The following is a 13,536-nucleotide window of genomic DNA, read 5'->3' as shown; positions in this document are numbered from 1 at the left end:
AGGGGGGCAGTGTCGGCCGCCTCACGGCCCATGCCGCATCATGGGGTGATCACACCGGAGCCTCGGGGCTCCCCCTGCCCGAGGAGAAAGAGCCCGCATGACCAAGCGACACGGTTATGCCCTTCTCGCCGCGGTCATCGCGGTCATAGTGGTGATTTCCGGCGCCATATACATCGGCGTCGCGACCGACGACGGCTCGCAGGACACCATCAGCGCCGGTGCGCGCAACTCCCACAACTCCGCCGATCCCGCCTCCTCCGGCAGCTGGGTCGGCTCGTGGTCCGCCTCCCCCGCGGGGGCCGAACCGGGCACGGAGCAGAAGGGGTTCGCCGGCCACTCCCTGCGCAACGTCGTGCACACCAGCATCGGCGGCACCAGCGCCCGCATCACCCTTTCGAACCTGTACGGGCGTACGCCGCTGAGCATCACGCACGCCTCGATCGCACTGGCCTCCGCGGCGAACAACCCGGCCGCCGCGGCCGGCACGCTGCGCAGGCTCACGTTCGGCGGCAACACCTCGGTGGTGATCCCGCCGGGCCAGCAGGTGCTGAGCGACGCCGCCCGGCTGCGCGTCCCGCACGACTCCGACCTGCTCGTCACCACGTACTCGCCGACCCCGTCCGGTCCTGTCACCTACCACCCGCACGCGCGCCAGATCAGCTACGTCGCCGAGGGCGACCGCACCGAGGACCAGCTGGGTGACGCGTACACCGAGCAGAGCCCGTACTGGCGCTACCTCACCGCGGTGGACGTGCTCAGCAACGAGACCGACGGCACCGTCGTCGTCTTCGGCGACTCCATCACCGACGGCATCTCGTCCACGATGGGCGCCAACCGCCGCTGGACCGACGTCCTCGCCGACCGGCTGCGCGACGAGTCCGGCGCGCCCCGCTACGGCGTCGTGAACCAGGGCATCAGCGGCAACCGCATCCTCTCCGACGGACGCGGCAACCCGGCGGTCAACCCGAGCGGCCTCTCCCGCTTCGACCGCGACGTCCTGGACCGCTCCGGCGTCAAGGCCGTCGTGATAGCCCTCGGCGTCAACGACATCCTGCGCAACCCGCACCAGAACAACCCCGACCGCATCATCGAGGGCCTGCGCGAGCTGACCCGCCAGGCGCACACCCGCGGCCTGCGCGTCGTCGGCGCGACGCTGATGCCGTTCGGCGGCCACCGGGGCTACGAGCCCACCCTGGAGAACGTCCGCCAGGCGGTGAACGCGCAGATCCGCTCGGGCGGCGTCTTCGACGAGTTCGTGGACTTCGACCGGGCCCTCCAGGACCCGTACGACCCGCGCAAGCTGCGCGGCCAGTACGACTCGGGCGACCACCTGCACCCGTCCGACGCGGGCTACCACCGGATGGCGGAGGCGTTCAACCTCTCGCACCTGAGGGGCTCGGCGGCCGCCGCGCTCTGAGCCCCCGCCCGGCGGACCGAGCCCAGGCCCAGACTCAGGCCCAGGCTCAGGCCCAGACTCAGGCTCAGTCCCGCTGATCGCGGCGTTCCAGGCGCTCCCTGCGCCGCTCCTCCTTCAGGCGCAGCCGCTCCATCCTGCGGATCTTGCGCTCCACCCCCACGCCGCCCATCAGGGCGAAGCCCTTGACCACCACGCGCGGCGAGCCGGGCGAGCCCTCGCCCGTCGCCTGGTCGTCGAAGCCGCCCATGATGCCGAAGCCCTTGACCACGACGGTCATGTCCGGCGGCACGGTGACGTGCATGCCGCCCATGATCGTGAAGCAGCGGATCTCGACGTCGCGCTCCGTGAACCGCGCCTCGCGCAGGTCGATCTCGCCGCCGCCCCACAAGGCGAACCCGTTGAAGTGCCGGCCGACCACCCAGCCGCCCTTGCGGTTGAACCCGCTCCAGACGGCGAACCCGAAGGTGGAGGACGGCTCGCCGCTCACCATCCGCTCGCCCCAGTCGATGGCGGCCGGATCGTCGCTGACCTGCCGCTTCACCATGGAACCCATGGAACCCATGGAAACTATGGACGCCTCGGTGCCGTGCGACGGGAGGTCGCGGGTGAGGGGCGCCAGCTCTCTGTACGTGCGTGCCTTGTACGTCGCGTCGAGGCGCTCCTCGAACTCCGACATGTCCAGGCGCCCCTCGGCCAGCGCGTCCCGGAGCTGCTCGGCGACCTGCTCGCGGTCACTGTCCGAAGCCCGCAGATCAGGAAGTTCGTCACTCATGTCGGCAGCCTACGAGGTCGGCCTCTCCGCGTACATCTTGGCGATGACCGCCTCGATGTCCGGTTCCCTGACCGAGAGATCGGCCAGCGGGTATCTGGCCGCGATCCGCGCGACAAGCGGAGCAGCCGACTCCGCCGCCGGGAAGGCGAGCCACTGACGCGGCCCCTCCACCTTGACCACCCGCGCCGACTCGTCCTCGATCGCCGGAAGTTCACGCTCCAGATCGACGACCAGCGTGCGCTCGCTCTCGCCCACCTCGTGCAGCCCGGCCAGCGGACCGTCGTACATCAGGCGCCCGTGGTCGATGACCATGACGCGCTTGCAGAGCTGCTCGATGTCGGTCAGGTCGTGCGTGGTGAGGAGCACGGTCGTGCCGGACTCCTCGTTCAAGTCCCGCAGGAAGCCCCGCACTTTCGCCTTGCTGATCACGTCGAGGCCGATCGTCGGCTCGTCCAGGTACAGCACCTCCGGGTCGTGCAGGAGCGCCGCAGCGATGTCGCCGCGCATCCGCTGGCCGAGGGAGAGCTGGCGCACCGGAACGTCCAACAGGGGCCCCAGTTCGAGCAGTTCGACGCAGCGGTCGAGGTTCTCGGCGAACCGCTGGTCGGGGATCCGGTACATCCGGTGCATCAGGCGGTAGGAGTCGATCAGCGGCAGGTCCCACCAGAGCGTGGTGCGCTGGCCGAAGACGACACCGATGCGCCGCGCGAGACGGCTGCGCTCCCGCGACGGGTCGATGCCCGCCACGCGCAGGCGCCCGCCGCTGGGCGTGAGGATGCCCGTCAGCATTTTGATCGTCGTCGACTTGCCCGCGCCGTTGGGCCCGATGTAGCCGACCATCTCGCCGCGCGGCACGGTGAAGGAGATGCCGTCGACGGCCCGCACCTGATGCCGTTCGCGCCGCAGGAAGCCGGTCTTCTTGCGGACGTCGAAGACCTTCTCGACGCCGTCGAGCTCGATGAGGTTCGTGCCCATGAGGTCGGTGTCCACGGTGGTTCAGCTCCCGGTGCTGCGGTACGAGCGGAGGCCTGCGCGCCAGGCGAGTCCGGCGAGGGCGAGACACCCGGCGGCCACCAGGGGCGGCGCGAACGCCACCCACGTCGGCAGGTCGACGGGGTAGGGCCGCCCCAGCACGTACAGCGCGGGCAGCCAGTTGACGAAGGCGAGCGGCAGGACGAAGGTGACGCCGCGCACCAGGTCCTTGGCGAAGACGGTCGGCGGATACTGCAGCAGGGTGGTGCCGCCGTACGTGAACGCGTTCTGCACCTCGGCCGCGTCCTGCGCCACGAACTGGAACGCGCCGCCCATCACGAACACGGCCCCGAAGATCGCCGCGCCGCACACCAGCATCCCCGGCACCATCAGGACCTTCAGCGGGGTCCAGCCGATGTCAAGGACCACGAGCGCGTACGCGAGGACGAGCGCCCCCTGGGTGACGCGGCCGACCCGGTGCAGCCCGAAGCGGTCGGCGGCGACCTGCGCGATGACCGGGGCGGGCCGCACGAGGAGCGTGTCGAGCGTGCCGTCGCGCACCCGTCTGCCGAGGCGGTCCATGGAGCCGATGACGAGGTCGGCGAGCCCGAACGCGGTGCACGAGATGCCGTAGAGGAAGGCGATCTCGGGCAGCCCGTACCCGCCGAGCCGGTCCACCTGCGAGAACATCAGCAGGATCGCCACGAAGTCGAAGGCGGTCACCGCGAAGTTGCCGAACGCGGTCAGCGCGAAGGAGACGCGGTAGGCCATGAGGGAGCGGATCCACATGGCGGAGATCAGCCGGTAGGCGCGCACTCCGTCCCGCAGCTGCCCCAGCCGTCGCCCCGGCCCCAGCCTTCGCCCCTTTCCCAGCCGTCGCCCCGGCCCGAGCCGTCGCCCCGGTCCCAGCCTTCGCCCCTTTCCCTGCTCAGCCACCCTGCACCACCACCCGTCGCGTCGCCGCCGCCTGTAGCAGCCGCCCGGCCGTGAACAGCACCGCCGCCCAGCCGAGCTGGAAGGCGTACACCCGCAGCAGGCCGGTACCGGAGTGCGTGCCGAGGAACACGTCGGCGGGCAGCTGGAGGAGCGCCGACCAGGGCAGGGCGCGGGCGAACTCGCCGAGCGCGCCGGGAAAGACGTTCAGCGGGAGCAGCATTCCGGAGAAGAAGGTGCCCGCGAGCATCGCCACCTGGAGGGTGCCCGCGCCGTCGAGCAGCCAGAACGCGGAGAGCGCCACCAGATAGCGGAGCGCGAAGCCGACGAGCGCGCCGAGGACGACGGCCAGCAGGAACGCCGCCCAGCGCCCCACGTCCTGGGGCAGCGTCAGGTCGAAGACGAGGGCGCCGAAGACCATCGGCAGCACGCCGCGGCCGAGCAGTTGGAAGCCGCCCCGGCCGAGGTCGGTCGCCAGCCACCAGAGCTGCAGGTCGGCGGGCCGGTACAGGTCGACGGCGATGTCCCCCGTACGGATCCGCTCGATCAGCTCGCTCTCGAAGCCGCCGCCCATCAGGGCCATCGAGGTGAGCAGGCCCTGGGCCAGCCAGACATAGGTGAGCGCCTGGGACTGGTCGTAGCCGCCGAGCCCCGGCCGCTCGTCCCACAGGGCCACATAGGTGTACGCGAGAATGAGGCCGAAGGCGGAGTTGGTGAACACTCCGGCCGCTGTCGCCACCCGGTACGTGGCGTATCTGCGGAAGCTGCCCCCGGCGACGGCCGCGTACAAACGGAACCGTCCTGTACGCACGTGCATCCCTTTCAGCGTGAGCTTCGTTCCGCAGCGGGCCAAAGCGCTGGAGCCTAGTGCGATCGGGGGCGCCCGTGCCAGGCATTTTCGGCGCGAGGGCGCGGCCTGGTCACGAACCCCCGGGGCCACGGTGTGCAATGGGGGTGGCAATGGGGTTTACGAGGCGTACTGGACGTACCACGCTAACCGGGAGTTCCGCACGACATGAGTGACGAGCCGCAGCAGCAGGGTTCTGCCGGGCGCAAGGGCTGGGCGCCCAGGGAGCCGCAGGACAAGCCCGCCGCCGCACCGGCGGGCACTCCCGGGGAGACGGCGGCGGCCGGGGACGGCCAGGGCGGCGAGGGGGCGGGGGCCGGGAAGGGGGCCGAAGCTGGGGCCGGGGCCGGGGCGGTCAAGGCCAAGAAGCCCAAGCGCCCCAAGCGCAAGGGCTGGCGGCGGATCTTCCCGACCTGGCGCATGGTCCTAGGCGGCTTCATCCTGCTGATCCTGCTGGTCGTCGGCGGCTTCATGGCGGGTTACATGCTGGTCGACATCCCCGAGGCGAACTCCGCGGCCACCAAGCAGAGCAACGTCTACCTGTACGCCGACGGCAGCCAGATCGCCCGGGACGGCGAGGTCAACCGCGAGAAGGTGCCCCTCAAGCAGATCCCGCTCGTCGTCCAGCACGCGGCGCTCGCCGCCGAGGACCGCGACTTCTACGGCGAGTCCGCGGTCGACCCGAAGGCGATGCTCCGCGCGGCCTGGAACACCGTCACCGGCAAGGGCAAGCAGTCCGGCTCCACGATCACCCAGCAGTACGTGAAGAACTACTACCTGGGCCAGGAGCAGACCGTCACCCGGAAGGTGAAGGAGTTCTTCATCTCCATCAAGCTGGACCGCGAGGTGAGCAAGGACGAGATCCTCGAGGGCTATCTGAACACCAGCTTCTTCGGCCGCAACGCGTACGGCATCCAGGCCGCCGCCCAGGCGTACTACGGAAAGAACGTCCAGAACCTCAGCGCGTCCGAGGGCGCCTACCTCGCCACCCTCCTCAACTCCCCCAACGCGTACGACGTCGCCACGCACCCCGAGAACAAGCCGCGCGCGGCGGGCCGCTGGAGCTACGTCCTGGACGGCATGGTCAAGGAGGGCTGGCTCAGCAAGTCCGACCGGGCGAAGGCGAAGTTCCCCATGCCCGACGAGGCCAAGGGCGCGGCGGGGCTCTCCGGACAGCGCGGCTATGTCGTCAAGGCCGTCGAGGACTACCTCACCAGCAACAAGATCATCGAGGAGGACACCCTCGCCAAGGGTGGCTACCGCATCACCACGACCCTCCAGAAGGACCGTCAGGACGCCTTCAAGAAGGCCGTCGACGAACAGGTGATGTCCAAGGTCGACAAGGACGCCCGCAAGGTCGACCGCAACGTCCGCGCGGGCGGCGCCTCCATCGACCCCAAGTCCGGCAAGGTCGTCGCGATGTACGGCGGCATCGACTACACCAAGCAGTACGTCAACAACGCGACGCGCCGTGACTACCAGGTCGGCTCCACGTTCAAGCCGTTCGTCTTCACCTCCGCGGTGGAGAACGGTTCGGTCACCCAGGACGGCCGCCCGATCACCCCGAACACCGTCTACGACGGCACCAACAAGCGCCCCGTGCAGGGCTGGAGCGGCGGTTCGTACGCCCCCGAGAACGAGGACAACGTCGACTACGGCGACGTCTCCGTGCGCACCGCCACCGACAAGTCCGTGAACTCGGTGTACGCCCAGATGGCCGTCGACGTCGGCGCCGACAAGGTCAAGGACACCGCGATCGACCTCGGCGTCCCGGAGAACACCCCGGACCTGACCGCGTCGCCCTCCATCGCACTCGGCCCGTCCACCGCGAGCGTCCTCGACATGACCGAGGCCTACGCGACGCTGGCCAACCACGGCAAGCACGGCACGTACACGCTCGTCGAGAAGATCACCAAGGACGGCGACGAGGTCGAGCTGCCGGAGCAGAAGACCGAGCAGGCCGTGACCCGCGAGGCCGCCGACACCACCACCTCCATCCTGCAGAGCGTCGTCGAGGGCGGCACCGGCACGGCGGCGCAGGGCGCGGGCCGCCCGGCCGCGGGCAAGACCGGCACCGCCGAGAACGACACGGCGGCCTGGTTCGCCGGTTACACCCCCGAACTGGCCACGGTGGTCTCGGTGATGGGCCAGAACCCGGAGACCGGCGCCCACACCCCGCTCTACGGGGCGCTCGGCGAGCCCCGCATCAACGGCGGCGCCTACCCGGCCCGCATCTGGGCGCAGTTCACCAAGGCGGCCCTTGAGGGCAAGCCCGCCACGGACTTCGACCTGGAGCTCGAACAGGGCGCCGACGTGCCGCTGCCGCCGCCCGCCGACACGACCGGCGGCGACGGAGACCCGGAGACCGGCGGCGGCAGCACGGACGGCGGCCCGGACACCGGCGGCAACCAGGACACGGGCGGCACCACGAACGGTGGCCCGGACACCGGCGGCCAGAACGGCGGCCAGACGGGCGGTCCTGACACCGGCGGTCAGACAGGGGGCCAGACGGGCGGCCAGGACGGCGGAACGGACACCGGCGGGCCCACGGACGGCGGCACCGACACCGGCGGACCCACCGACGGCGGTGTCCAGGGCGGGCCGACCGACGGCGGCACCGACACCGGAGGGCCCACCGACGGCGGCACCGATGACGGCGGCGCCCTCGGGGGCCTCACGGACGGGTAGCGGGCGGACCCAGCGGCTCAGTGGCCGGAGGTCGCCTTCAGGCCGACCACGGCGACGAGCAGCAGACAGACGAAGAAGATCCGGGCGGCGGTGACCGGCTCACCCAGAATCACCATGCCGAGCACCGCCGCACCGGCCGCGCCGATACCGACCCACACTCCGTAGGCCGTACCGATCGGCAGCGTCTTGGCGGCCTGCGAGAGCAGCATCATGCTGGCCACGATGCCGACACCCGTGAACAGGCTCGGCCACAGACGCGTGAAGCCGTCCGTGTACTTCATCCCGATCGACCAGCCCACTTCGAGCAGACCGGCGACGATCAACAGAACCCAGGCCATGACAGCACCTCCGACGAGTGGAACGCGCAGGGCGCGTTACTGATGGGGTGCGTCGTCTTTGCGGAATCCCGGTACGGCGCGTCTCGTCGGGGTCCTTCCAAGGTAGCAAAGGCCATGCAGAAGGGGCTGGTGACGATGGTCACCAGCCCCTCAGGCAGCTTCAAGCATCGTTTCGGGCCCGCGGGCTACAGGTACAGCCCCGTCGAGTCCTCGGAGCCCTCGAACCGGTCGGCGGCCACGGCGTGCAGATCGCGCTCCCGCATCAGGACGTAGGCCACGCCCCGCACCTCCACCTCGGCGCGGTCCTCCGGGTCGTACAGGACCCGGTCACCCGGCTCGACCGTACGTACGTTCTGCCCGACGGCGACCACCTCGGCCCAGGCGAGCCGCCGACCCACGGCCGCGGTCGCCGGGATTAGGATGCCGCCACCGGAGCGCCGCTCGCCCTCGCTGGTGTCCTGCCGTACGAGCACCCGGTCGTGCAGCATCCGGATGGGCAGCTTGTCGTCGTGGGGGGTCTTCTCGCTCACGCCCCAGAACCTACCTGCCCCGGCCGCCGCCGTGGTGTCCCGGGTCGGCGCTCACCCACCGCGACCTCAGTCGCCGCGCCGCCGCGAGCTCACCACGAGGAGCCCCACGAGGCCTACGGCCACCAGGGCCACCGGCACGATCCGCTCGATGCGCGGCGCACCGTCCTCGGTGACGAGCTGGCCCCGCACGTCCGAGACGAAGCGGTTCGCCCCGACATACGCACGGCCCAGCGTGTTGTCCACGCCCGACACGACCTTCGCCTTCGCGTCGCCGACGATCGTCTTCGGGTGGACGCGCACCCCGATCTCGTCGAGGGTCTCGGCCAACTGGTCGCGCCGGCGCTTGATGTCCGCCTCGATCTGCGCAGGGGTCCTGGCATCCGACACCGCGCTGCCTCCGTGGTCGTAGCTGAAAATCGGAACCGGTCTATCCGGGTCTACCCCGTGGATCTATCCGTGGATCTATCCGTGGATCTGTGGTCCACAGTCTGTCAGCTTCGCGCTCACCGCACCCCACGGCACCCCTATTACGCTCGACTCCGTCACGACGCCCTTCGCGCAACACCCCGTAAGAGGAGACCGACCATGAGCGAGCGACTGCAGCCCGGCGACACCGCCCCCGCCTTCACCCTGCCCGACGCCGACGGCAACGACGTCTCGCTGGCCGACCACAAGGGCCGCAAGGTCATCGTGTACTTCTACCCGGCCGCCCTCACCCCCGGCTGCACCAAGCAGGCCTGCGACTTCACGGACAACCTCGACGCGCTGACCGCCGCCGGGTACGACGTCATCGGCGTGTCGCCGGACAAGCCGGAGAAGCTCGCGAAGTTCCGCGAGCAGGAGAACCTCAAGGTCACGCTGGTCGGCGACCCCGCCAAGGAGACCCTTGAGGCGTACGGCGCCTTCGGCGAGAAGAAGCTGTACGGCAAGACGGTGACCGGCGTGATCCGCTCGACCGTGGTGGTCGACGAGCAGGGCAAGGTCGAGCACGCGTTCTACAACGTCAAGGCGACGGGCCACGTGGCGAAGATCATCAGGGACCTCGGCGTCTGAGCCACCCGAGCTGTACCCCATCGCACTGTGACGAAGCCCCCCTCCCGGGGGGCTTTCGTTTGCGTCGGCCAAGTTGGAGCAAGTGATCCCAGGGGGTATGTACGAAGAACGAAAGGATCAACTCCATGGCGGCCGACGAAGCGACCGAGGCGGATGCCGAGGCGGTCAAGCGCCACCGGGCCCTGTTCCGGGCCGTCAAACGCCGCAGGAACCCGCCCCTGCGCCGTACCGACATCACGGTGACCGACGAAGCCGCCGTCAAACGTGCGGTCAAAGCGGCCTCGCTCGGAAATGCCATGGAGTGGTTCGACTTCGGCATCTACAGCTATCTGGCCGTCACCATCGGCCACGTCTTCTTCCCGTCCGGGAACGACACGGTCCAGCTGGTCTCCTCGTTCGCCACCTTCGCGGTGTCCTTCCTCGTGCGGCCCATCGGCGGCATGGTCTTCGGCCCCATGGGCGACAAGATCGGCCGCAAGAAGGTCCTCGCGCTGACGATGATCATGATGGCGATCGGCACGCTGGCCATCGGCCTCATCCCGTCCTACTCCACCATCGGCTTCTGGGCGCCCGTCCTGCTGATCTTCTTCCGCCTGGTCCAGGGCTTCTCCACGGGCGGTGAGTACGGCGGCGCCTCCACCTTCATCGCCGAGTACGCCCCCGACAAGCGGCGCGGCTACTTCGGCAGCTTCCTGGAGATGGGCACCCTCGCCGGGTACACCGGCGCGGCCGGTCTCGTCCTCATCCTGAACTCCGCGCTCGGCTCCGACGCCATGGACTCCTGGGGCTGGCGCCTGCCGTTCCTCGTCGCGGGCCCGCTCGGCCTCGTCGGCCTCTACCTGCGGCTCAAGCTCGACGAGACCCCCGCGTTCCAGAAGATGGAGGACGCCACCTTCCACTCGGCGTCCGAGGGCGCGTCCACCGTGGAGTCGACGGCCAAGGGCGACCTGGCGAAGATCTTCCGCGACCACTGGGCCCCGCTGGTCCTGTGCATCGCCCTGGTCGGCGCGTACAACGTCACCGACTACATGCTCCTGTCGTACATGCCGACGTACCTCTCCGACGAGCTCGGCTACGACGACTCCCACGGCCTGCTGATCCTCATCGGCACGATGATCATCCTGATGCTGATCATCACCCAGATCGGCAAGCTCTCCGACCGCTTCGGGCGCAAGCCGCTCCTGATGACCGGCATGGTCGGCTTCCTGGTCGTCTCCATCCCGGCCTTCCTCCTGATCAAGCAGGGCAGCCTGATCGCGGTCTCCGGCGGCATGCTCCTGCTCGGCCTCTCCCTGGTCTGCCTCCTCGGCACGATGTCGGCGACCCTGCCCGCCCTCTTCCCCACCTCCGTCCGCTACGGCTCCCTCTCCGTCGGCTACAACCTCTCCGCCTCCCTCTTCGGCGGCACCGCGCCCCTGGTCATCACGTCCCTGATCAGCCTCACGGGCACGGACATGATCCCGGCGTACTACTCGATGGCAGCGGCGGTCGTCGGCGTCATCGCGGTGGCCTGTATGAAGGAAACGGCCCAGAAGCCGCTGTCCGGCTCGCCGCCGTCGGTGGAAACGAAGGAGGAGGCCGCGGAAATGGTCGAGTCCCAGGCCCTGGCCCCCAAGTTCTGACCCCTTCCGCCTCCCCCTACCTGCTAGCGGAACGGCCCGCCCCACTTCAAGTGAGGCGGGCCGTTCCGCATATCGGACGTGACGGTCCGATTGTCGGTTCGTTACTCCGTACGGGGCTGCGAACGCGTGGCCGGGAGGGGAGGGGTGGCATGACGGTGCGATACACCCGCGAGCTGCTGGAGGAGGCGGCTCGGGAGACGGGTACTTGGGATGAGGCGGTGCGGTGGTGTGGGGGTGAGCCCACACCGTGCAGCAAGCGCTATGTGCGACAGAAGATGCTGGAAGCGGGGATCGACATCTCGCACTTTCCTCAGCGAGGGGTGCGGCACACCGAGGAACTGCTGCGAACGGCGGTCTCTGACTCCCACAGCATCCGCGATGTGGTGCGGCGGCTGGGGATCAACAACGTCGGCGGCAACCAGACGCACATCAGCCGCCGGATCGCACAGCTGGGGATCGACACCTCGCATTTCCTCCCGGGCCGTCCCAGGAAACCAGGAGCGGCAGGTGGTGTCCTCGCGCTTCGGGACCCCGCAGCCGGACGAGTTCCGGGTGAGCGGCTGCGCCGCGCACTGCTGCGGACCGGTGTGGCCGAGCAGTGCGCCCAATGCGCGATCGGCACGGAGTGGAACGGACGCCCGCTCCGCTTGGAGGTCGATCACATCAACGGGGAATGGTGGGACAACCGGGCGGACAACCTCCGTCTCCTCTGCCCCAACTGCCACGCGGTGACAGACACATACCGAGGCCGCAAGCGGAGGGCGGCATGAGCAAGTACCCACGTGAATCGCTGGTGACGGCGGCGGCCGTCTCCACCAGCCTCGTCGATCTGATGCGCCGCCTCGGCGCCCCCATGGGCAGTGGACCTCGCTCGTACCTCCGTGAGCGACTCATCCACTACGCCGTCGACACCTCGCACTTCGTGGCGGAAGCACTGCCCGAGCGGCCGTCGCGGTCGTACTCCCAGCAGGTCCTTGCACGAGCGGCGGCCTGCTCGACCAGCATCCGCGAGATGTTCGTCCACATGGGCATTCCGCCGGAGGACGGGCCCTACGGGCACGTCGCGAAGAAGTTGCGGCAATTCGGCATCGACACCGGCCACTTCGTCACGCCCCGCGCTGCTCAGAGCACCGCACTGTTTCCGGAGGAGGAGTTCACCCGCGCCGTGGCCGCCTCTCACGGCCTGGCCGACCTGATGAGACGGCTCGGGCTTCCCGCGTTCGGACAAGCCGGACGTGCCAGGGCCAAGCGCAGCATCGACGAGTACGGGCTCTCGACCGAGCACTTCGTGGGGCAGGGTCACAGCATCGGCCTCCGCCCGGCCACGACGAAGAGCGCCGCCCAGATCCTGGTCCGCCTCGACGACGGCTCGCCCCGTACGCGGACCCGCCTTCTGCGCAGAGCCCTCGACGAGTCCCGTGTTCCACGCCGGTGCGCGGAATGCGGGCTCGGTGAGATCTGGCAGGGCAAGCGGCTGGTCCTGGAGATCGACCACGTGAATGGGGACCGTTTGGACAACCGGCCCGGAAATCTGCGGTACCTCTGCCCGTCGTGCCACAGCCAGACGGCGACCTTCGGCAACCGCACCCGGTCGAGCCCACGAGGATAGTAGGCTGTGCTTCGTCCTGCGCCCGTGCGCCAACTGGCTGAGCGGCGTCGTTTAGGGCGACGTGTTTGTCGGTTCGAATCCGACCGGGCGTACCACCGTCGAGGCCCGGCTCGCACTCCGCGATCCGGGCCTTCGGCGTCCGTGCGTCAGCCCAACAACTCCCGCACCACCGGCACCAACCCCCGAAACGCCTCGCCGCGATGGCTGATCGCGTTTTTTTCGGCTGCTGTCAGCTCCGCGCACGTGCGCGACTCGCCCTCCGGCTGGAGGATCGGGTCGTAGCCGAAGCCGCCCGTGCCTGCGGGGGTGTGGCGGAGTACGCCTCGCAGGCGGCCCTCGACCACGCGTTCCGTGCCGTCGGGGAGGGCGAGGGCGGCCGCGCAGGCGAAGTGGGCCGCGCGGTGTTCCGTGGCGATGTCGCCGAGCTGGGCCAGGAGCAGGTCCAGGTTGGCCTGGTCGTCGCCGTGGCGGCCGGCCCAGCGGGCGGAGAAGATGCCGGGGGCGCCGCCGAGGACGTCGACGCAGAGGCCGGAGTCGTCGGCGACGGCGGGCAGGCCGGTGGCCTTGGCCAGGGCGTGGGCCTTGAGGAGTGCGTTCTCGGCGAAGGTGACGCCGGTTTCCTTGACGTCGGGGATCTCGGGGTACGCGTCCGCGCCGACGAGCTCGTGGGCGAGGCCCGCGTCGGCGAGGATGGCGTTGAGTTCCGTGAGCTTCCCGGCGTTGCGGGTGGCGAGGATGAGGCGGGTCATGCCCCC

General features: G+C 69.7%; 14 protein-coding genes, 1 tRNA gene and 1 riboswitch. Of the genes, 7 read left to right on the top strand and 8 right to left on the bottom strand.

What is annotated here, in order from left to right; genetic code table 11:
• Positions 1–97: 97 nt before the first annotated feature.
• Complete coding sequence (locus tag ABZ953_RS17680; protein WP_361724031.1) at positions 98–1,417, top strand: SGNH/GDSL hydrolase family protein; 1,320 nt, start codon at positions 98–100, stop codon at positions 1,415–1,417.
• A gap of 64 nt (positions 1,418–1,481) precedes the next feature.
• Here ABZ953_RS17680 and ABZ953_RS17675 read toward each other — a convergent pair whose 3' ends face one another.
• Genes ABZ953_RS17675 through ABZ953_RS17660 form a run of 4 tightly spaced genes read right to left on the bottom strand, consistent with a single transcriptional unit; the run spans position 1,482 to position 4,911 of the window.
• Positions 1,482–2,189, bottom strand: a complete 708-nt coding sequence (locus ABZ953_RS17675) for a DUF1707 domain-containing protein (protein WP_361724028.1) — start codon at positions 2,187–2,189, stop codon at positions 1,482–1,484.
• A 9-nt stretch (positions 2,190–2,198) separates the two neighbouring features.
• The gene (locus ABZ953_RS17670) at positions 2,199–3,164 is read right to left on the bottom strand and encodes an ABC transporter ATP-binding protein (protein WP_361724356.1); all 966 of its coding nucleotides are present in this window, start codon (positions 3,162–3,164) and stop codon (positions 2,199–2,201) included.
• Positions 3,165–3,185: 21 nt separating this feature from the next.
• Positions 3,186–4,097, bottom strand: a complete 912-nt coding sequence (locus ABZ953_RS17665) for an ABC transporter permease (RefSeq protein WP_361724025.1) — start codon at positions 4,095–4,097, stop codon at positions 3,186–3,188.
• Entirely contained in the window at positions 4,090–4,911 is an 822-nt protein-coding gene (locus tag ABZ953_RS17660) for an ABC-2 family transporter protein (protein ID WP_361724022.1), read from the bottom strand. Before ABZ953_RS17660 ends, ABZ953_RS17665 begins: the two co-directional genes overlap by 8 nt.
• Positions 4,912–5,109: 198 nt before the next feature.
• Here ABZ953_RS17660 and ABZ953_RS17655 point away from each other — a divergent pair, with 198 nt between their 5' ends.
• Complete coding sequence (locus ABZ953_RS17655; RefSeq protein WP_361724019.1) at positions 5,110–7,629, top strand: transglycosylase domain-containing protein; 2,520 nt, start codon at positions 5,110–5,112, stop codon at positions 7,627–7,629.
• A gap of 17 nt (positions 7,630–7,646) precedes the next feature.
• Here ABZ953_RS17655 and ABZ953_RS17650 read toward each other — a convergent pair whose 3' ends face one another.
• From ABZ953_RS17650 to ABZ953_RS17640, 3 genes are all read right to left on the bottom strand, one after another.
• The gene (locus ABZ953_RS17650) at positions 7,647–7,967 is read right to left on the bottom strand and encodes a multidrug efflux SMR transporter (RefSeq protein WP_361166116.1); all 321 of its coding nucleotides are present in this window, start codon (positions 7,965–7,967) and stop codon (positions 7,647–7,649) included.
• Between the two features lie 46 nt (positions 7,968–8,013).
• Positions 8,014–8,084: riboswitch (guanidine-III (ykkC-III) riboswitch) on the bottom strand.
• A gap of 68 nt (positions 8,085–8,152) precedes the next feature.
• Entirely contained in the window at positions 8,153–8,497 is a 345-nt protein-coding gene (locus tag ABZ953_RS17645; protein ID WP_361724016.1) for a co-chaperone GroES, read from the bottom strand.
• 66 nt (positions 8,498–8,563) lie between these two features.
• Positions 8,564–8,914 carry a DUF3618 domain-containing protein gene (locus ABZ953_RS17640; RefSeq protein WP_361724353.1) on the bottom strand — a complete coding sequence of 117 codons (351 nt, stop codon included), beginning with the start codon at positions 8,912–8,914 and terminating at the stop codon, positions 8,564–8,566.
• A gap of 168 nt (positions 8,915–9,082) precedes the next feature.
• Between ABZ953_RS17640 and bcp the strand changes: the two genes are divergently transcribed.
• The 5 genes from bcp (at position 9,083) to ABZ953_RS17615 (ending at position 12,876) form a co-directional block, all read left to right on the top strand.
• Positions 9,083–9,550, top strand: coding sequence for a thioredoxin-dependent thiol peroxidase (bcp, locus tag ABZ953_RS17635; RefSeq protein ID WP_361724013.1), 468 nt, complete (start codon positions 9,083–9,085; stop codon positions 9,548–9,550).
• A gap of 125 nt (positions 9,551–9,675) precedes the next feature.
• Positions 9,676–11,172 (top strand): glycine betaine/L-proline transporter ProP, encoded by a 1,497-nt coding sequence (proP, locus tag ABZ953_RS17630; protein WP_361724010.1) that lies wholly within the window; start codon positions 9,676–9,678, stop codon positions 11,170–11,172.
• Positions 11,173–11,321: 149 nt separating this feature from the next.
• Positions 11,322–11,942, top strand: coding sequence for an HNH endonuclease signature motif containing protein (locus tag ABZ953_RS17625; protein ID WP_361724007.1), 621 nt, complete (start codon positions 11,322–11,324; stop codon positions 11,940–11,942).
• Complete coding sequence (locus ABZ953_RS17620; protein ID WP_361724004.1) at positions 11,939–12,781, top strand: HNH endonuclease signature motif containing protein; 843 nt, start codon at positions 11,939–11,941, stop codon at positions 12,779–12,781. Before ABZ953_RS17625 ends, ABZ953_RS17620 begins: the two co-directional genes overlap by 4 nt.
• 18 nt (positions 12,782–12,799) lie before the next feature.
• Positions 12,800–12,876 (top strand) — tRNA-Leu (locus ABZ953_RS17615).
• A gap of 51 nt (positions 12,877–12,927) precedes the next feature.
• On the opposite strand, the gene rdgB is transcribed toward ABZ953_RS17615, so the two are convergent.
• Entirely contained in the window at positions 12,928–13,530 is a 603-nt protein-coding gene (gene rdgB / locus ABZ953_RS17610; protein WP_361724001.1) for an RdgB/HAM1 family non-canonical purine NTP pyrophosphatase, read from the bottom strand.
• Positions 13,531–13,536 lie beyond the last annotated feature (6 nt).

Source organism: Streptomyces sp. NPDC046465, assembly GCF_040646035.1.
Lineage (GTDB): Bacteria > Actinomycetota > Actinomycetes > Streptomycetales > Streptomycetaceae > Streptomyces.
This window is presented reverse-complemented; position numbering and strand designations above follow the sequence as displayed.